Genomic DNA, 19,560 nt, shown 5'->3' on the forward strand with positions numbered 1-19,560 from the left:
ATGAAAATTATAGGGAAGATGGGAAAAGGTAAAATCTATAGGGATGAGAAGGCAAAATTTTCAATACTTTTAGATAGTGTTGCTAAAAAGGCAGATATTGCTGAAGGAAAAAGGGCTGTTGAAGATATAATTAGGGTTATTTATAGACATCAGCCAATATCAACAAAAAAGATTGCTCAAAAAACAAGATTACCTCTACCAATTGTTGCTAAAGTTAGGACTATTTTAGAGAGGGAGAGGATATTAAAAAGGACTGAAAGAGGGGCTGAGCTGACAGAGTTGGGCATAGAATTTGCAGAAAATTTTTTGAAATTAAAGTATAAAAAATCTCTCACATGCAGTGTTTGTAATGGAAGAGGAATAGTTTTAGATGAGTTTTTTGAAGATATTTTAAATAGGGTTAAAGTTTGGGCTAAAAAAAGACCTTTGGCAAATACAACAATAGATCAATCCTTTGCAACACCTGAGACATCAACATATAGAGTTGCTTTAATGTATGAGAGAGGAGATTTAGAGGGAAAAAGGATTTTATTCGTTGGGGATGATGATTTAACATCTTTGCCAGCCGCTTTAACCAACATGGCTGAAGAGATAGCTGTTGTAGATATAGACGAAAGAATTTTAAAGCTTATAGAAAAATTTTCACAAAAAGAGGGGGTTAAAATAAGAACCATTAAACATAATTTAAGAAACCCTTTACCTGACGATTTAAAAGAGAGCTTTGATGTTATTTCAACAGACCCGCCATATACGGTTAATGGATTAAAGTTATTTTTGTCACGAGGAATTGAAGCTTTAGGGAAAGAAGGAATAGCTTATTTATCTTATTCACACAAACCAATAGATGAGTGGCTTTCTATTCAAAAGGCAATTACAAATATGGGTTTTGTTATCTCAGAGCTAATTCCAAATTTTAATTACTATGAAGGTAGTGAAATAATCGCAAATACTACATTTATAGCACGATTGATTGGGAGGGATTTAAAGGCGGAGATTGGAGACACTGAAAAAATATACACAGGTTTGGTTAAACCAGTTATAAGATACTATAAATGCCTAAAATGTGGAAAAATTCATAAAGTTGGTGAAGAAGTTAAAAAAGTTGAAGATTTGGTTTGTGAATGTGGAGGAAAGAAATTTAAAATGGTTAAGAGAGAGAAGATTAAAGAATAAAATTACTCATAAATCAAATTTAAATGATATTTTTCTGCCAATTCTAAAGCCCTCTCTATTTCCTCATAAGTCAATCTTCTATTTATATCCGAATAAAACTTGGCTCTGTATTCAGGCGATATTGAAACATGACATTAACTACAGCGTTGTCCAAATTTTTTGAGATGAAGTTAAATATCTTCTCTGTGCAACAATCCAAATGGTTTGGCATGACTAAATGCCTTATTATAACTTCCTCATCTTTTATTAGCAAATGGTTTCTTTTAATAATGTCAAAATAGTTTTTAATTTTTGATAATCCCTCCCCACATTCATTATTTCCAAATTTAAAGTCAGTTAAGTAGAGATCAACAACTCCTTTTAATAAATATATGCCTTCAACACTTAGATACATGTTTGAGTTCCAAACTACTGGGATATTCCTATCCAAATAACTTAGAGTTTTTAAAATACTTAGCAAATGAGGAGTAGGCTCCCCTCCAACAAAATTTACGTTCTTTGAATAATCTTCTTATTTTTGATTATTTTAGCCATAGCTGGAGCAAAATCTTTTGAAACAGCCAAATATCTGCCAAGTTTCATATTACCACAATTAAATAGTTAATTCAAATAGATAAATTCAATAGGATAAAAATAAAATAAAATTAAGGGAATTATTCCTTAATCAATACTGCATTAACAGTTCCATCTTGCCCTGGTCTTGATGTTACTCTTGCCAATCCCAATTCTGTTTCAATGATTGCTCCTTTTGTTATAACGTTTCTTCTGACGTAGTGGATGTTTGCCTTGTTTTCTCTAACTGTTATTATCTTAACTTTTTTACAAACTCCTGTTTCTGGGTCTAATACATTAGCAAATCCTGTTCTAACAACTTTAACCTTTAAGTTTCCTCCTCTTGTTCTGACCTTTTTTATTTTAAATGTCTCCTCTGCTACGTGTGTTTCTATTGGCTCCCTACCCATTTCGTATTTTCTCTTTTTTCTTGCTGGTTTGTACAACCCACCTGTTGGTTTTCTTCTACTTCTTCCTTGCCATACACTCATATTAACACCTTAATTACTGTTTTTTTCTTGTTTAGCTTATCTAATACTAATAAATGCTATATAATTTTTACTTTTAAAAGAGACACGGGTCAGGCCATGCGAGTTTATGAATAATGAATAAAGATATAAGGTATATAAAAACTTAACTATCAACAAATAGGTTATAATTATAGCAAAATTGGTGGATATTATGGGATTATCTAAAGAGTTCGTAGGCTTAGGGATGATTATACTCTTAACAATTTTCGTTACAACGCTACCAGATATTTACAAAGGTATCGTAATATTGATGGTTGTTGGATGTTTATGGTTTTTTGAGTTACTCCCTCTCCCAGTTACATCCTTAGCTATACCAATAATGGCAGTCTTTTCTGGAATTTTTGACCTAAAAGAGGCTTTAACGTACTTTGCCCATCCAATAATATTTTTATTTTTGGGAGGGTTTATAATTGCACAGGCGTTAAAAAATCACAATTTGGATAAATTTATTGCCTATAAATTATTAAATTATGGAAAGGACTTAAAAACCACGTGTTTTTTAATGTTTTTATCAGCATATTTTCTATCCATGTGGATTAGTAACACATCAGCAACATTAATTCTCCTACCCATAGCTTTAGGGCTAATATATAAAAAATCCCACAAATTGAAGGATTTTTTATTGTTAGGAATTGCATACTCTGCTTCAATAGGTGGAATAGCCACAATCATAGGTTCTCCACCAAACGCCATATCAAGCAGTTATTTAAATTATGGATTTTTTAGCTGGTTTAAAGTAGGGTTTCCAATAAGTTTATTGCTATTTTTAATTTCCACCTTAACATTATATCTTTATTTCAAAAAATGGATTCCTAATGAGGATATTGCCGTTAAAGCAAATGTAGAGCTAAGCAAAAAAGCCAATAAAGTATTGATTATATTTTTATTGGTAGCTTTTCTTTGGATATTCAGCGATTATTTAAGTGAAGTATTTGACATTAAATATTTTGATTCAATTATCGCCATATTTGCCATAATTTTGTTGTTTGTATTTAATTTGGTTGAGGTTAGCGATTTTAAAAAAGTAGATTGGGGAACTTTAATTTTATTTGGAGGAGCATTGTGTTTAGGAGGGGTTGTTGCTGAAAGTGGAGCAAGTGCTTTTTTGGCTGAGAAACTTGTTGCTGTTTTAGGTGGTTTTAGCCCAATTATCATAATATTTACAATAATTTCAACAACCATAATATTAACTAATTTTATAAGCAACACTGGGTTGGCTGGTGTATTAATCCCAATACTATTTGGAGCGCCTCTAGGAATTCCAGAAGAGATTTTAATATTGGCTATTGGAATATCTGCATCGTGCTCCTTTATTTTACCAGTTGGAACCCCACCTAACGCTATTGTGTATGGTGAAGGCATTAAAAAGGAAGAGATGATTAAAATTGGAACAATTTTATCAGTGCTTTCTGCAACTGTAATAACTTTATACTTCACATTCTATTTGTAAAAAATTATTTATCTTTATCATAGTAATTAAATACTCTATTGTATAGTTCAATAGCTTTCTCCATAAGCCCTTTTCTTTCATAAGCTATAGCCTTACCTAACATGGAAAGGATATGATAAGAATTTTTTTCTAAAACTTTGTTAAACGCATTAATTGCCTCATCAAATTCCCCTATCCTCAAATGAATGAGGCCAAGAACAAACAGAGCTTGGGTATTATCAGGTCTAATGTCAAGAGCTTTTTTTAGAGTTAGCAGTGCTTCGGAGATTTTATTCAATGACAGTAAAATTTCAGCTTTTAATATAAGTGCCGAGACAAATTTAGAATCTATCTTCAAAGCCTCATCTAAATAACGTAATGATTCTTCATGTTTTCCCAAGTTATATAAAAGTGAAGCTATCTTGTAATAAGCATATGGATTTGGAGCAATTTCTGCCATTTTTTTATATGCCTTTAACGCATCTTCATATTTTCCAAAATCTTCAAGGATTCCTCCAATAAAACTATAAGCAAAAGCAAACTTTGGATTAGCTTTTACAACTTCCTCAAGATCTTTTAAACATTCCTCTGGCTTATTCAAATGCAATTTAGCAAGGGCTCTAGCAAATTTTACAATTGGATTTCCATCGGAACTTTTTAACCCTCTATTAAAAAATTCCAACGATTTTTCAAAATCACCATGTAAAGCTTGTATAAATCCCTTAAAGAAATTAGCCATTGGATGATTAGGATGTGCTTCTAATACCTTAGATATGTTCTTGTCAAATTCATCTACCGATTCATAAGCACTTTCAAAAGTTTTCATGAGATTTTTAGCAAATTCCTCATTATTATCATTTTTTAAATTCTTTAATTTATTATTTTTAGTGTTTTCCATGCTATTACCTTCTATTATATTCTGACATTCTATAATTTTGTGATTAATTAATATTACGTATATATAATCTGCCTATTAAAGGTTTTTATTATTTTTCACATATATTTTCATACCATTGTTATGTCATTACAGCTACATTATTATTTTTAATACTCATTATTTATATTATTTATCACAATGCATGTTGGAGTGGTATTTATGAAAAAGCCCTATGTCATATCAAATGTGGGTATGACATTAGATGGAAAGTTGGCAACAGTAAACAACGACTCAAGGATTTCATGTGAAGAGGATTTGATAAGGGTTCATAAGATTAGGGCAAACGTTGATGGTATTATGGTAGGAATAGGGACTGTTTTAAAGGATGATCCAAGGTTAACTATCCACAAAATTAAAAGTGATAAAAATCCTGTTAGGATAGTTGTTGACAGTAAATTGAGAATACCACTAAATGCGAGAGTTCTAAACAAAGATGCAAAGACAATCATAGCTACAACAGAAGATACTGACGAAGAAAAAGAGAAGAAAATAAATATTCTAAAAGAGATGGGTGTAGATGTTGTTAAATGTGGTAAAGGAAGGGTGGATCTAAAAAAATTAATGGAAATTCTCTACAACAAAGGGATAAAGAGCATTTTATTAGAAGGAGGGGGAACTTTAAATTGGGGAATGTTTAAAGAAGGTTTGGTTGATGAGGTTTCTGTTTATATAGCTCCAAAAATATTTGGCGGAAAGGAAGCTCCAACCTATGTGGATGGAAAGGGCTTTAAAACAGCTGATGAGTGCGTTAAGTTAGAGCTAAAAAACTTTTATAGATTAGGGGAAGGGATTGTTTTGGAATTTAAAGTAAAGAAATAATATTAATAAAAATAATAATAAATACTATTTTCTCACCAATCTTTTTTACGCGATCACAACCCCTATGATAAAATCTTTTATACTAATTACAAATAAAAATACACGATAAATTAAACAAAATTAAATGTGATAGAATGCTCGAACCAATAGCTTATGATATTGGAAGATTATGTAAAGAGAAAGACAAAGAATTAACTCCAAAATTGATTGAAATTGACTTTAAAGCTGATGGTATAAAGATGCCCTTTGATACATATAGGGAATTAACTCCAATTTTCAAAAAATCTTTTATTGGATGTGTGGAATATAAAGGCAACGAAATAAAATACCAAATACTAAATTTTGGTAAGCATGTTGATTTAATTGAGTTAGAAGATGCCGATCTCTACATTATTGCTGATGGTAGAAGGTTGATAGAGAGGAAAGAACTGCAAATAATACCAAAAATTAGGGAAAAAATATCTCCGAACTCAGCAATTTATTTTCCAGCAGCACTACCCTGGGAAATCCCACTTTTAGTTTATATGGGTGTAGATTACTTTGACAATTCTTTAGCTAAGTTATACGCTTCAATGGGTTATAAATTTACAAAAAATAGAGCTATAAAGGTAGAAAATTACAACTTTGAAGAGCTATACAACAACAATAAAAGAATTTATGAAGAGGTTTTAAAAGAGGTTAGGATAGCAATAAAAAATGGTTTTTTGAGGAATGTTGTTGAAGAAACAGCTGTATCTCATCCACATTTGTGGGCCAATTATAGAAGATATGAGCCAGATTTAAGAAACATTCCGTTATCAAAAGAGAATAAAATTATCGTAACAACAAACATAAACATTCCAGAAGTTAAAAAATACTTGAATAGATTAGATAGGTATGAGCCGTATTCAAACGTTATTGTTTTACTTCCATGCTCATCAAAAAAGCCATATTCAACCTCTCAATCACATCAAAAATTTATAAAGGCAATAAAATCGTCAAAAGTTGTGGTTGAGGAGGTTATATTAACTTCACCATACGGTTTGGTGCCGAGAGCTTTAGAAGGATTGGTTAACTATGACATTCCTGTAACTGGAGAGTGGAGCTTTGAAGAGATAAAATTAATAAACAACTGCTTAAAAAACTTCTTAAAGAAAGTTGAGGAAAAATTTGATGATTACGTTGTTATAGCACATCTTCCAAAGCATTACCTTGAAATTTTAGATTTAGATGATGTTATTATAACCTCAAAAGGAAATCCTACGTCAGAAGAAGATTTAAAAAATTTAACGAATACATTAAAAAAATATAGGGAAATAACAAAAAATATAAACAAAAAAGGGCAGAAAATTCATAATATTAAGCAGCTTGCAAAGTTTCAGTTTGGAGTAGATTTCATCCCTAACGAAATATTTATGAACCCTAAAGGGCAAATATTCACAAAAATAAGTGGTAAAAATCAGCAAATTGCCTCAATAAATCCAAAAAATGACTTGCTTGTATTAACATTAAGTGGGGGAAAATTGCTGTGGAATGCTGGAGGAAAAAATATTAGCTACGTTGAAGTAAATTATGAGATCAAAAAAGGCTCTCTCTTCCCTCCAGGATTTGTTGATTGTAATGAAAACATCTCCTACAACGATGAAGTTGTTTTAATTAAAGACAATGAATTTTTAGGTATTGGTAGGGCTTTGATGAGTGGATTTGAAATGAAAAAGGCAAAACATGGGGCTTTAGTAAATATAAGAAACGTTAAAAGGTGAGCAATTAATGATTGAGAAGATAGCTGAGCTGTTGCTGTTAAAAGATAAAAACTTTAAAGAAAAGGAAAGATTGAGAGATTTATTGAGGAATTATATAAAAATAAAAGATGAAATTAGTTATTTAGAAGATATTCTTGAAGACTTTGAAAACTTGGATGTAAATTTAAAACATCTCAAAAGAGATGCAGATATTATAAAATCAATACTCCCAAAGTTGAGTAAATTTACAAACATCCCAGTTTTTATGGATATCATTAAAATGTTGGATGCTGTAGAAAAAATAGATACAAAAGAACTTGAAGCTATAAGGTGGGAGATAAATAAAGAAACTGATGAGCTAAGAGATGAGCTTAAATCAGTTGAAAATGAATTAAAATCTATAATTGTAAAAGAAGCAATATCAAAAATAGGTACTTCAGATTTAAATGAGTTTTTGAAGTATTTAGAAAATCTAAAATCCGATAATAATCAAAAAGAAGTAGCGTGTAATTAATTTAATAATATTTTCTTAACGCTCATCTTCAAGTATCATTACCTAACATAATTACTAATAATTTAGAGAACCAATTCGATTTATAGTTGTAGATAAATGTATAGAAACTTACATACAAGTGGAGATTTCTCCGATTAATACTTCGATGTTTTCTTAAATAGGGTTTAATTATCGAATGGAAATACTCACAGTTATTAACGTGGGAAATGCCGTTAGAATATTCTCTCGATGCGTGATTAACTGTTAAATGTTTAAATACCTTCGGATGTGAATATAGATTTTCATAAATTGTATATTCATCAGTATTAACGATTAAATCGTCTGAATTAACCCCATCAATAATTTCCCAAACTCTAACTTTACTTAAATTCGTTTCAACAGATGTGAAAACTCTCCCATCTATTCGATTGTATAGGGTTATTATTGGAGGTCTTTCGGTTTGGTAAGTCCCCCTACCATTCTTTTTCAGTCCCCTTCTTCGTTTTTTTACCTTTTTTAACTCCTTTATCTCCAGTGTTAGTATAAAATTCATCCATTTCTAATTCGTTTCCAGTAATTTTTTTAAAAGATTGTCTTTTTCAGACGATTTCATAACTTCTTTTGCAAACGAATGAACTGTCCTATAATCCCTCCTTAGCTCCTCAGATATTTGATTAATCGATGAATTTTTTAGATTTTTGATTATATAAAACATCTCTCCTAAAGATATTCGATTTTTAGCGAATATTGTTCCAGTTAAGTCGTTAAAGTGTCTTTTACACGAATTACACCTGTATCTTTGGATGTAAGGTTTATATTTCTCTTTACCTTTTAAAATAACATCTTTCGAACCACAGTATGGGCAAATATATCTACTACTCCATCTAATCTTCCTTATAATCTCGATACACTCCTCATCCTTCGGTATGAACAACTTATATACTTCGACGCTCATAAGATTATATATTGTACGTAGTTATTTATATAGGTAATTGTAAATGAGGATGAGCGTTTCTTAATTTAAATAGTAAATTTAAATAGTAATTTCTTCAAATACTGGTTTTTCCTTTTCAACTTTTGCATATACGGAGACATAATCTTTTATTCCACTCCATTTTATTTTCTCCCCCAAAACCTCCTGTATTTGGAATATCCCCGCCTCATTTGATAACGTTACCTCAATATGTATTGGCTTTTCATCTCCTTCTTTTATTTTAACTTTCTCAATGGATGCAGCTGAAACAGAATGTATATCATAGCATTTTTTACATATTGGAACTCTTGACCTTCCTTTTGTCATATCCGTCCCATCTGCAACAGCAACAACTCCAGCTTCAATAGTTAACCCCATAATCTTCTCGCTATGTGAGTAAATTACATGTAAAACCTCAGTAGTCATTTGATAAGCTTTTTCTTCTTTATAGTACTTTTTTAAAATATCTTCAACAATATTCAAAGCCAAATACGCTGAATGTAAATGATGTATATCTCTATGAACAGCATTTCCAATATCGTGGAGGTAAGCTCCTAAAAGCGTTATAACTAAAGAGTCCTCAAAACTTCCATTACAATCTTTCATAAAACTTGGCTTTATGCCCTTTTTATACAATATTTTTAGCATCTTTATTGCATTGTTTGCCACAATTTTGGCATGTGTTTTCCCATGGTCGTTATAGCCCAATCTACCAACAGCCATAATGTTCGACATCTTTAAAAGAGTATTTACCTTTTTATTTTTAATTAGTTCGTCATAAATCATTTTTGGAATCCTATCTAATGAATTTAATTCATCATAATTCACAATCTCCCCTCTTTCGGATAAAATTTGTAAGAGTTATTGGAGTGCAATTAAAATAAAAAAATAAATTTAAATTATTTAAATTAGATAAAAGATTTAAAAATTATTTCCTATCCTTTAACTTTATCATCTCATCAAACAAAAACATGGTGTCGTGAGGCCCTGGTCTCGCCTCTGGATGGAATTGAACTGAAAAGATTGGTAAGTCCTTATGCTTAATGCCTTCAACAGTCATATCGTTTAAATTTATAAAGCTAACTTCTACATCATCTGGTAAGCTTTCTTCTTTAACGGCAAATCCATGATTTTGGGATGTTATATAAACCTTATCTGTCTCTAAGTTTTTAACTGGCTGGTTTCCTCCTCTATGCCCAAACTTCATTTTATAGGTTTCTCCACCAAACGCCAAAGCTAAGAGCTGATTACCCAAACAAATCCCAGTTATTGGAACTACACCAATTAAATTTTTAATATTATTGATAACATCTTTTAACCTTGCAGGGTCTCCTGGACCATTAGAGATTAAAACAAAATCTGGCTTATAATCTAATATTTCATCATAACTTGTGTTGTATGGAACTTGAATTACTTCACAGTTCCTTTGAGTTAAGCTCCTTATTATGTTTAATTTAACTCCACAATCAACTAAAACACATCTTGCCTTTTTATTATCAACTTTATGGATTTTTGGCTCTTTTGTTGAAACCAATGGGACTAAATCAATATCAGATATATCTTTGTATTTCCTAACCTTCTCTAAGAGTTCAGATATCTCATCATCATCTATTTTTTCTCCAACCTTTAAACAACTTTTAACAACCCCTTTATCTCTAATCTTTCTTGTTAAAAACCTTGTGTCAATATCTTGAATTCCTGGGATGTCATATTCTTTTAAAAAGTCATCTAATGCTTTACTTGTTACTTCCCTAACAACAAAACCCTCTGCCTTTATCCCATCTGACTCAAACCAATCCCTTTTAACTCCATAGTTCCCTTCCAATGGGTAAGTCATCATAACTATTTGCCCTTTATATGAAGGGTCTGTCAAAACCTCAACATAGCCAGTCATAACTGTTGTAAAAACTAATTCTCCAAAAACCTCTTTTTCAGCTCCAAAGCCCTTTCCTTTTAAAATTGTCCCGTCCTCTAAGATTAAAACTGCCTCCATACATTTCACCAAAATACCTATAAACTATCACATATATATATGATTGGGATAATCATCTATCTACTCCTTTAAAAGATACATTATGCATTTTATAATTTATGGTTCTAAAATTAAAAAATGGTGAATATGCATGGTTAAGATACTTGTCACAGACCCACTACATGACGATGCAATAAAGATATTGGAAGAAGTTGGAGATGTTGAAGTAGCTACCGGCTTAACAAAAGAGCAGTTATTAGAAAAAATTAAAGATGCAGATGTTTTGGTTGTTAGAAGTGGGACAAAGGTTACAAGAGATGTTATTGAGAGGGCTGAAAAATTAAAAGTTATAGGGAGGGCAGGAGTTGGAGTAGATAACATAGACGTTGAGGCGGCAACAGAAAAAGGGATTATAGTGGTTAATGCCCCAGACGCTTCATCAATTTCAGTTGCAGAATTAACAATGGGATTAATGCTTGCTGCTGCAAGGAATATACCTCAAGCTACAGCATCATTAAAAAGAGGAGAATGGGATAGGAAGAGATTTAAAGGTATTGAGCTTTACGGAAAAACACTTGGAGTTATTGGCTTGGGTAGGATAGGGCAGCAAGTTGTTAAAAGAGCTAAGGCATTTGGAATGAATATTATTGGCTACGACCCATATATTCCAAAAGAAGTTGCTGAAAGCTTGGGGGTTGAGTTGATTGATGATATAAACGAGCTATGTAAGAGGGCTGACTTTATAACCTTGCACGTTCCATTAACTCCAAAAACAAGACACATTATTGGAAAAGAGCAAATAGCCTTAATGAAAAAGAATGCCATAATTGTTAACTGTGCAAGAGGTGGGCTTATAGATGAAAAAGCGTTATATGAAGCGTTAAAAGAGGGTAGGATTAGAGCTGCTGCTTTGGATGTTTTTGAGGAAGAGCCACCAAAAGACAACCCATTATTAACATTGGATAATGTTATAGGAACTCCACACCAAGGAGCTTCTACTGAGGAAGCACAAAAAGCCGCTGGAACAATAGTAGCTGAGCAAATTAAAAAAGTTTTAAGGGGAGAGTTGGCTGAAAACGTTGTGAATATGCCAAACATCCCTCAAGAAAAGTTAGGTAAGTTAAAACCATACATGTTATTAGCTGAAACTCTTGGAAATATTGTTATGCAGGTCTTAGACGGTTCTGTCAATAGGGTTGAGCTTGTATATTCAGGAGAACTTGCCAAGGAAAAAACTGATTTAATAAAAAGGGCTTTTTTAAAAGGTCTTTTATCTCCAATATTGTTGGCTGGAATTAACTTGGTTAATGCTCCTGTTATAGCCAAAAATAGAAATATCAATGTAGTTGAAAGCACAACATCAGAAGAAAAATATGGAAACGCCATAAAAATAACTGCTGAAAGTGATAAGAAGAAATTCTCAATAGTTGGGGCTATAGCAAATAATAAACCAGTAATCTTAGAAGTTGATGGATATGAAGTTAACTTCATCCCAGAAGGTGTTTTAGCCATAGTTAAACATGTTGATAGACCTGGCACAATTGGTAGAGTTTGCATAACTTTAGGAGATTACGGTATAAACATTGCTGGTATGCAGGTTGGTAGAAAAGAGCCTGGAGGAGAAAGTGTAATGCTCTTAAACTTAGACCATACAGTTCCTGATGAAGTCGTTGAAAAGATAAAAGAAATTCCAAATATCAAAGACGTTGCGATTATTAACCTACCATAGGGGCTACACCTCTATTGGTATACCCCAAATGTTTTGATCAACCTTTTACTAAAAGGTTGAAAGATTGATTTCAAACCTTCTTAATTCAGAAATGCTCATTCTATCCTTTAAAAACTCTTTTGGAATTAGATATAAAAATTTTGGTTCGTAGGGTTCTCCTTTTAATCCTAAAACAACAGCATCAATATCTTCTGGATACTCCAATTTTATAATTTCATTTATTGGATAAGATTTTTTGAATATTGGATATATTTTAAATCCTTTGAAGTAGATACCATCTTCTCTAAATTCAGCTCCAATCTTTTTTAAATAATAAGCAAAAGCCCTCGTATTTTCATCTAAATAATCCAATAAGGCATTTATATTATTTGTCTCTACTTTTTTATCATCAATCTCTATTCTTTTAGCAAAATTTATCTTTACTTCACCATTTGTTGATGCATCTTCAATTTTTATCTTTTTCCTCCTAAGCCTATACCAGATTTTTTTGAAGAATGATTTTACTTTGTATTTTAATAAAACATATCCTCCAAAAATTGCCATTAAGATTAAAAATATTGGTAATGCAAATATTGCCAAAATTATCAATAGAAGTAAGGTTAAAAATACTAAAAAAATGCCTGTAATTCCACCAATCCTATAAACTTTAACTTTCATTAATATCCCTCAAAGCGTTTTTAATTAACTCCAAATATTCTTCTTTTTTAGGAACTACCATAATCCTTTTAGAAGGAAGTTTTATAGATGCCCTAAACCCATATTTTTTCGCTATTTCAGTAACTAATTTATTGTATTTATACAAATCGCCAAATAGTTTTTCACTTAATGTTATGTCTTCATCAGCATACTGCAAACAACATCCTTCCCTCCAAAATCCAAATTTGTCCCCAACTTCATGAGCTTTCTCAACTTTTATATTATAATAATTCATGAGCTTTAAAATATCCTCAAAAGATAACCTTATCAAAGGTCTAAAAAATAATATTTCCCTATCTTTATTTTTACTATACTTCTGTGGAACTGGAGTCAATTCCATTCTGTTGTATTTAACCTCACCATAAACATCTCTTAAATAATTCATAACAGCTCCAGAAACCTTTTCAAGGGCTGAATCTCCAGTCATAATTATTCTAATATTTTTTTCTTTAGCTATATCAACAGCTTTATCTTTCATAATATTTTTGCATATCCTGCAAATACTACTTCCTTTAGCTCCTTTAGTTCTTTTTAAAAGCTCATCTGTGATATCATAAAATATAACTGGAATATTAAATTTTTCAGAAATTTTTTCAACCATCTTTTTTGATACATCCCAACTCCATCTATGGTAAAAGTGTATTAAATATTCTATCTTTAAATTTAAATCTTTAGCTAAAGCAATAGCTGTTGAGCTATCCTTCCCACCACTCGCCATAACTACAATTCCTTCATCTAAAACATTTTTCTCTTTAAATTGCTCTATAATATCTTTTTTTAATTCATCTAAATTATTTAATTTTCTTTTACTTTTCGTCCATTCTGAAAATTCCATAGTTTCACACAAATTAAATCATAATTTAAATAACTATTATCTGATTGTCTTTTTTAACCTCTACTTTTCCATCTTTTAAATGAAATTTTACAACCCTACTTTTATTTCCCCCAGTATCCTCACCTTTTAACGGAATTCCATACTGTTTTAACAGTTTTTTTGCCATTTCAACATTTCTGGCTCCAAAATTCATACTCTCAGTTGTTTTAAACATTGTCGCTCCTCCAGCAAGTTTAGCTATTAATTTATTTGTTCTCACTCCTGCTATAGCCATTTTTGTAATTAATGCAGGTATTGCAGTATTTACATACTTTCCAGGGTCTTTAACATTTTCATCATGAGCTTCGGGCAATATTGAGTGAGCCATCCCCCCTATCCTCCTACCTGGGTCATATAGCATAATGGCTACACAAGAGCCCAATAATGTTTCCAATACTTCAGGACTTCTTGCCACTTCCAAACCCCCTATCCTAACTCTAATCACCATATTAACAACCTTAAATATTTAATATAACTTATATAATAAATATTAAAATAAAAATATGGTTTAATAGGCGTTTTAAGCGTTACTCAAATCCAATATTAGTGCCACCCTACCATCCCCAAGAATCGTTGCTCCTGCAAGGCCTGGGATGTTTTTCAATATTCCTGTAAGTGTTTTAACCACAATATCCTCTCTACCCACAACTTCATCTACAACTACTCCAATCTTTCCTTCACTTCTCTCAATAACCACTATTGTAAGCTCTTCCTTATTTTTATCTTGAAGATGTGACATACCTAAGAAGTCTTTAAGCCAAATTACTGGTATGATTTCATCCCTATATATAATGGAATATGTACCTTCAATATTTTTAACATCTTTTCTATTTACCACTGTCACATCCAAAACACTTGTAATTGGAATTGCATATACCTGATCAGCCAACTTTAATAATAATGCGGTAATAATTGACATTGTTAAAGGCAATTTAAGTACAACTCTTGTACCTTTCCCTTTTTCGGAATATACTACAACACTCCCACCAAGTGATTCAATTTTTGTTTTAACTACATCCATCCCTACTCCTCTACCTGAAACTTCGGAAACTTTTTCTGCAGTACTAAATCCAGGTAAAAATATCAAGTTGATAGCTTCATGGTCAGATAATTTTTTTGCTTCTTCTTCTGATATGAGTCCTTTCTCAACAGCTTTTTTTCTGATTTTATCTGGATCTATACCTCTACCATCATCCTCAACAATAATATTTACATGGTCTCTTTCTCTTTGAGCAATTAATTTTAAAGTTCCTTTTCTTGGTTTTCCCATTTTTTCTCTTTCTTCTGGGGGTTCAATACCATGGTCAAGGGCATTTCTAATGAGGTGTACAAGCGGTTCAGCTAATTCGTCTAACACTGTTCTATCAAGCTCAATGTCTGTACCTTCCATAATAAACTCTACTTCCTTACCTAATGCTTTAGCAGTATCTCTAACCATTCTTGGGAACCTATTAAATACATAAGCTACTGGAACCATTCTCATTGCCATTACTTCTTCTTGCAACTCGTTAATTAACATGCTCAACCTATTTATAGCATTATTTAATTCTTTTAGTTGATATTTATTAGCAATTTGTGAGAAATTAGCCCTTGTAATTACCAACTCTCCAACAAGATTCATCAATTTGTCTAATTTTTCAATATTTATCCTTATAGTTTGTGTTGATTTTTTCTTCTCTTTTTTATCAGTTTTTGGCTTTGCTTCTGGTTTCTTTTCTTCTGATTTTTGTTGTGGTTGCTGTTGTTCTTGAGCTTTAGCCTCTTCTTTTTCTTCATGTTCAGAAACTTCTCCTTTAGAAGTGATTATTTGAACGTCTTTTATTTCAGGAACATTCATTATATGCTCTTTTATATCATCAACATTGTAACCTTCTTTCAATTTCATATAAACTGTAAATTTTGTTCCATTAAAATCTCCGTCTAATATTTTTTCAATTGGAGGATTTGTTTTTATTACTTCTCCAATGTTTTTCAGTTCTTTAATAACCATATATGCCCTTACAGCCCTTAATAAGCATTCCTCATCGAGGGTAACTATAACTTTGTATGCATCGGGTATATCTTCAGTATCCAACTCTTCTTGAGGTTCTTCCACTTCAATAACTTCTTCTTCAAACTCAACATCTACGGGGGATATCGCAATGTAATCAATTTCTGGAATGTTTTCCAACTCTTTTTGTATTTCATCTACACTTTTATCTGATAAGAACATTACTTCTAATTCTTCAAACGGTTGTTCTTTCAACTCCCCTTCAGTAGGCCTTGAGAGTAGGATTTCCCCAACGTTCTTTATCCTTGTTAATACCATGGACAGCCTTGCAGATTTTAATAGGCATTCGTCTTCAACTTTAGCTTTTAAATGATATAATTTATACCCTTCATCCAATTTTTCTCTAATAATATCAACAAATTCGCTAAGGTCAAATGTTTCGTGGTTTAATTCCTCCTCTATTTCACTTTCTTTTTCAATTTCTTTAATTTGAGGTTCTTTAGATGTTTGTGATTCTAATGCCTCTTTGATTTTGTTATCAACTTCGTCTACATTAATCCCCAATTCACCAATCTTTTTTCCTTGTTCCAATCCAGATGCAATGTCTTCAAGCATTTTTGTAATGTATTTTAGAGTTTCAAAAATCTTTTTATTTATCTTTACTTCTCCCTCAGAAATTGTTTTCATAAATTCTTTAATTTTTTCCAGCAATATTTTAAGATCTGGGTCTTCAATAACATCCACCAAATTGCAGAATATATCTACAGATTTGTTTATGCCATTAATTATTTCATCAAGGTTTTCGGGGATTTCGAAATCTTCTTCAGACTCCTCTGGAGGTATCTCTATTTTTTCTTTAATAATTTTTTTGACCTTAACTGTAGTTTTTGGTGATTTATATTTTAACTTTATTCTTTTAATTTCCTTTTTTGCACTTTTCTCAGATTCTTCTGAAACTTCTCCCTTAGATTCTTCTTTTTTTTCAGATGTAGGTTCCTGTTCAGAAGGCTTAGGCGTTGGAGCTTCAGCAGGTTTAGAACCTCCGCTGAGATATTTATCCTTAAGTTGTTTAATTTTTTCAATGAGTGAATTTACATCTACAGATGTTTCTGTATTTCCTGATTTAACTTCATCAAGCATAACTTCCAATGCATCCAAACATTCAAATAGCATGTCAACAATCTCAGATGTTACAGGAATTTGTCCATTTCTAATATAATCCAAAATATCCTCCATGTGATGAGTTAAATCCGATATATGAGATAAACCAACAGTTCTTGCTCCTCCTTTTATAGTGTGGGCTGACCTAAAAATTTGATTTATCAAGTCTAAATTTGATGGGTCTTTTTCAAGCTCTAAAAGGCATTCGTTAATATTTTGTATGTGTTCTTCTGCTTCTTCAACAAATACATCCAAGTATTCATTCATTACGTCTCCCATGTGTTATCCCCCAATATCTCTTTACAGAACTTTACAATTGCTTTGGGTATTTCTGAAGGGGGGAGAACTAAATCGGCTATACCTAAATCTATTACAGCTTTTGGCATACCAAACACTACACATGTTTTTCCATCTTGGGCAATTATTTTTCCCCCTTTTTCTTTTATTTTCTTGAATCCATAAGCCCCATCTTTACCGATACCTGTTAATATAACCCCTACAGACTTTCCTCCGTATACATCGGCTACTGCCTCAGCTGTGATATCCACTGCAGGTCGTGTTCCATTAACTTTTGGCATTTGGTCATCTAAATAAATGTAAACATTGTCACCTCGTTTTCTCAAAAGCATGTGGTAATCTCCAGGAGCAACATAAACATAACCTGGCATGACTCTTTCTCCATCCTCTGCTTCCTTGACATTAAGTTTTGAAACTTGATTCATTCTTTCTGCAAACAATTTAGTAAATCCTTGTGGCATGTGTTGAACTACAAATATTGGAGGCATTCTTCCTGGCAGTTTTGAAATAATCTCTGTAACTACTGGAGGACCTCCTGTTGATGAGCCAATTATTACACACATTTCTTTTAACTTGCTATCAGGAACTCCTAACCCCTCCATAGCAAGAGATATTTGTGGAGTTGTAGCTTTTATTCCAGTATCTTCAGTAGCAGGTTTTGGTTTAGTAATTGTTGGAATCTTCTTAACTACTTTAGCTTTTGCAGCTTCTTTAACCTTTTTAATTATTTCTTCTCCAATCTTTCTAATGTCTAATGAAATACTTCCTGAAGGTTTTGGAATAAAATCAACAGCTCCAGATTCCAGTGCCTCAAATGTGGTTTTAGAACCTTCTCTTGTTAAAGCAGATAACATTACAATTGGAGTGGGTTGTATTTCCATTATTTTTTTGACAGCCTCTAATCCATTCATTCTCGGCATTTCAACGTCCATCGTTATTACATCTGGCTTTAATTTTTGAGTAAGTTCTACAGCTTCAACTCCATCTTTTGCAGTACCTACAACTTCTATTTCCGGGTCTGAATTTAAAATGTCTGATATTACTTTTCTCATAAATGCAGAGTCATCAACAACAAGCACTCTAATTTTTTTTTGTGGTACCATAGCTTCCCTCCTGATAAATTAATCAAAAAATTACATATTTAATTCCAATAAACTTGAAATGTCCAATAGAATTATTAACCTATTATCTAATTTTATAATACCTTCAATGTACTCTCCTCCACTTGACGCCTTTTTTATGGCAGATACTGGAACAATTTGTTCTGAAGATATTTGCATAACATCTTTAACCCCATCAACTAAAATCCCAAAGGTTTGTTGCTCAACTTCAATAACCATAACAAGTTTTTCATCTTTTTCATTTTCAGAATTCTCATATATACCCAATTTACCCTTTAAATCAATAATTGGCGTAATCTCCCCCCTAATATTTGTAACACCCATTACATAGCTGGGAGCGTTAGGTAGAGGGGTAATATCTTTTTCATGTATTTTTAGCACTTCCCTAACTTTATCAACTTTTAATCCATACTCATTATTTCCCAATCTAAACACAACAATCTTCATAATTTCAGAATCAGCCATATTTCCACCTCACACAATAATAATATCATAATTAAGAATTAAAAAATTTTTTGGTCTAAACTTTCTCTTTGAGTTATTGAATTATTTCAAAATTTTCCCTTTAGAATTTATTGTTATTTCGGTTTATTTAAAAATTAAAAATTTTAATTGAGAAAAAGAGATTTATTCATCTTTGGCTATCAACTTACCTGCGTCTGGTCCAGATTTCAAGTTATATATTTCAGTTATTTTTATAACTACTGCTCCTTTTGGTTTAAAATCTGGTCTTAATGCTTTATCGAGCTCTTCAGCAATTTTTAGATACTCCCCCTCTTTATAATATTCAGCAACTCCTTTATATTGGTAAGGCATCTCCCTACAGTTTGCTGTTGTTAAAGCAACGTTAGGATTTTCCAAAATATTTTTTAAGGTTTTGTTCATGAAGTTGTCTGCTATCAAAACCATTCCTTTTTCAGCATCTAAAACTTTAACAGCCTTCATAGGAGCTACGTTAGGAATTCCTTCTTTTGAAGATGTAGCTAAAAACACAATTTCATTTTCTAATGATTTAACCATATCCTCACTTAACTTTACCATGTTGTCACCAAAATATGTCGCTATTAAAAATAATATGAACTAAAAATATTTA

At 31.7% G+C, this 19,560-nt stretch carries 19 protein-coding genes and 1 pseudogene; 6 read left to right on the forward strand and 14 right to left on the reverse strand.

Features of this window, described 5'->3' with window-relative positions; genetic code table 11:
• Complete coding sequence (locus MEFER_RS03135) at nucleotides 1-1,173, forward strand: bis-aminopropyl spermidine synthase family protein (RefSeq protein WP_048056304.1); 1,173 nt, start codon at nucleotides 1-3, stop codon at nucleotides 1,171-1,173.
• A gap of 2 nt (nucleotides 1,174-1,175) precedes the next feature.
• Here the strand turns inward: MEFER_RS03135 and MEFER_RS03140 are convergent.
• Together MEFER_RS03140 and MEFER_RS03145 are read right to left on the reverse strand one after the other, a co-directional pair.
• A pseudogene (locus MEFER_RS03140) lies at nucleotides 1,176-1,707 on the reverse strand (radical SAM protein); the annotation flags it as partial.
• Between the two features lie 119 nt (nucleotides 1,708-1,826).
• Nucleotides 1,827-2,216: a 30S ribosomal protein S8e gene (locus MEFER_RS03145; RefSeq protein ID WP_015791184.1), complete on the reverse strand. Its 390-nt coding sequence runs from the start codon at nucleotides 2,214-2,216 to the stop codon at nucleotides 1,827-1,829.
• Nucleotides 2,217-2,406: 190 nt separating this feature from the next.
• On the opposite strand from MEFER_RS03145, the gene MEFER_RS03150 reads away from it, so the two are divergent.
• Nucleotides 2,407-3,705 carry a DASS family sodium-coupled anion symporter gene (locus MEFER_RS03150; RefSeq protein ID WP_015791185.1) on the forward strand — a complete coding sequence of 433 codons (1,299 nt, stop codon included), beginning with the start codon at nucleotides 2,407-2,409 and terminating at the stop codon, nucleotides 3,703-3,705.
• A 4-nt stretch (nucleotides 3,706-3,709) separates the two neighbouring features.
• Here the strand turns inward: MEFER_RS03150 and MEFER_RS03155 are convergent, their stop codons facing one another.
• Entirely contained in the window at nucleotides 3,710-4,582 is an 873-nt protein-coding gene (locus MEFER_RS03155; RefSeq protein WP_015791186.1) for a tetratricopeptide repeat protein, read from the reverse strand.
• Between the two features lie 198 nt (nucleotides 4,583-4,780).
• On the opposite strand from MEFER_RS03155, the gene MEFER_RS03160 reads away from it, so the two are divergent.
• From MEFER_RS03160 to MEFER_RS03170, 3 genes are all read left to right on the forward strand, one after another.
• Nucleotides 4,781-5,440 carry a 2,5-diamino-6-(ribosylamino)-4(3H)-pyrimidinone 5'-phosphate reductase gene (locus MEFER_RS03160; protein WP_015791187.1) on the forward strand — a complete coding sequence of 220 codons (660 nt, stop codon included), beginning with the start codon at nucleotides 4,781-4,783 and terminating at the stop codon, nucleotides 5,438-5,440.
• A 134-nt stretch (nucleotides 5,441-5,574) separates the two neighbouring features.
• Entirely contained in the window at nucleotides 5,575-7,182 is a 1,608-nt protein-coding gene (arcS, locus tag MEFER_RS03165) for an archaeosine synthase subunit alpha (RefSeq protein WP_015791188.1), read from the forward strand.
• 7 nt (nucleotides 7,183-7,189) lie between these two features.
• Entirely contained in the window at nucleotides 7,190-7,675 is a 486-nt protein-coding gene (locus MEFER_RS03170) for a hypothetical protein (protein ID WP_015791189.1), read from the forward strand.
• A 28-nt stretch (nucleotides 7,676-7,703) separates the two neighbouring features.
• Here MEFER_RS03170 and MEFER_RS03175 read toward each other — a convergent pair whose 3' ends face one another.
• The 4 genes from MEFER_RS03175 to carA form a co-directional block, all read right to left on the reverse strand.
• Nucleotides 7,704-8,207 carry a transposase gene (locus MEFER_RS03175; RefSeq protein WP_048056305.1) on the reverse strand — a complete coding sequence of 168 codons (504 nt, stop codon included), beginning with the start codon at nucleotides 8,205-8,207 and terminating at the stop codon, nucleotides 7,704-7,706.
• A 6-nt stretch (nucleotides 8,208-8,213) separates the two neighbouring features.
• Nucleotides 8,214-8,609, reverse strand: coding sequence for a transposase (locus MEFER_RS08500; RefSeq protein ID WP_048056306.1), 396 nt, complete (start codon nucleotides 8,607-8,609; stop codon nucleotides 8,214-8,216).
• Nucleotides 8,610-8,687: 78 nt separating this feature from the next.
• Nucleotides 8,688-9,455, reverse strand: coding sequence for an HD domain-containing protein (locus tag MEFER_RS03185; RefSeq protein WP_015791190.1), 768 nt, complete (start codon nucleotides 9,453-9,455; stop codon nucleotides 8,688-8,690).
• Between the two features lie 100 nt (nucleotides 9,456-9,555).
• Entirely contained in the window at nucleotides 9,556-10,620 is a 1,065-nt protein-coding gene (gene carA, locus MEFER_RS03190) for a glutamine-hydrolyzing carbamoyl-phosphate synthase small subunit (protein WP_015791191.1), read from the reverse strand.
• A 130-nt stretch (nucleotides 10,621-10,750) separates the two neighbouring features.
• Here carA and serA point away from each other — a divergent pair, with 130 nt between their 5' ends.
• A complete protein-coding gene (serA, locus tag MEFER_RS03195) occupies nucleotides 10,751-12,328 on the forward strand; it encodes a phosphoglycerate dehydrogenase (protein WP_015791192.1) in 1,578 nt (525 codons plus the stop codon).
• Nucleotides 12,329-12,376: 48 nt separating this feature from the next.
• Here the strand turns inward: serA and MEFER_RS03200 are convergent, their stop codons facing one another.
• The 7 genes from MEFER_RS03200 to MEFER_RS03230 form a co-directional block, all read right to left on the reverse strand.
• Complete coding sequence (locus MEFER_RS03200) at nucleotides 12,377-12,985, reverse strand: hypothetical protein (protein WP_015791193.1); 609 nt, start codon at nucleotides 12,983-12,985, stop codon at nucleotides 12,377-12,379.
• Nucleotides 12,975-13,859 (reverse strand): 7-cyano-7-deazaguanine synthase, encoded by an 885-nt coding sequence (locus MEFER_RS03205; protein WP_015791194.1) that lies wholly within the window; start codon nucleotides 13,857-13,859, stop codon nucleotides 12,975-12,977. Before MEFER_RS03205 ends, MEFER_RS03200 begins: the two co-directional genes overlap by 11 nt.
• A gap of 25 nt (nucleotides 13,860-13,884) precedes the next feature.
• Nucleotides 13,885-14,346, reverse strand: coding sequence for a chemotaxis protein CheD (locus MEFER_RS03210; RefSeq protein ID WP_015791195.1), 462 nt, complete (start codon nucleotides 14,344-14,346; stop codon nucleotides 13,885-13,887).
• A gap of 72 nt (nucleotides 14,347-14,418) precedes the next feature.
• A complete protein-coding gene (locus MEFER_RS03215) occupies nucleotides 14,419-17,328 on the reverse strand; it encodes a chemotaxis protein CheA (protein ID WP_015791196.1) in 2,910 nt (969 codons plus the stop codon).
• Complete coding sequence (locus MEFER_RS03220) at nucleotides 17,316-18,449, reverse strand: protein-glutamate methylesterase/protein-glutamine glutaminase (RefSeq protein WP_015791197.1); 1,134 nt, start codon at nucleotides 18,447-18,449, stop codon at nucleotides 17,316-17,318. The genes MEFER_RS03215 and MEFER_RS03220 overlap by 13 nt, the downstream gene beginning before the upstream one ends.
• Before the next feature lie 30 nt (nucleotides 18,450-18,479).
• Nucleotides 18,480-18,932, reverse strand: a complete 453-nt coding sequence (locus MEFER_RS03225; RefSeq protein WP_015791198.1) for a chemotaxis protein CheW — start codon at nucleotides 18,930-18,932, stop codon at nucleotides 18,480-18,482.
• Nucleotides 18,933-19,094: 162 nt separating this feature from the next.
• Complete coding sequence (locus MEFER_RS03230; protein ID WP_015791199.1) at nucleotides 19,095-19,508, reverse strand: pyridoxamine 5'-phosphate oxidase family protein; 414 nt, start codon at nucleotides 19,506-19,508, stop codon at nucleotides 19,095-19,097.
• Nucleotides 19,509-19,560 lie beyond the last annotated feature (52 nt).

Source organism: Methanocaldococcus fervens AG86 (assembly GCF_000023985.1).
GTDB classification, from domain to species: Archaea; AGJL01; Methanococci; order Methanococcales; family Methanocaldococcaceae; genus Methanocaldococcus; species Methanocaldococcus fervens.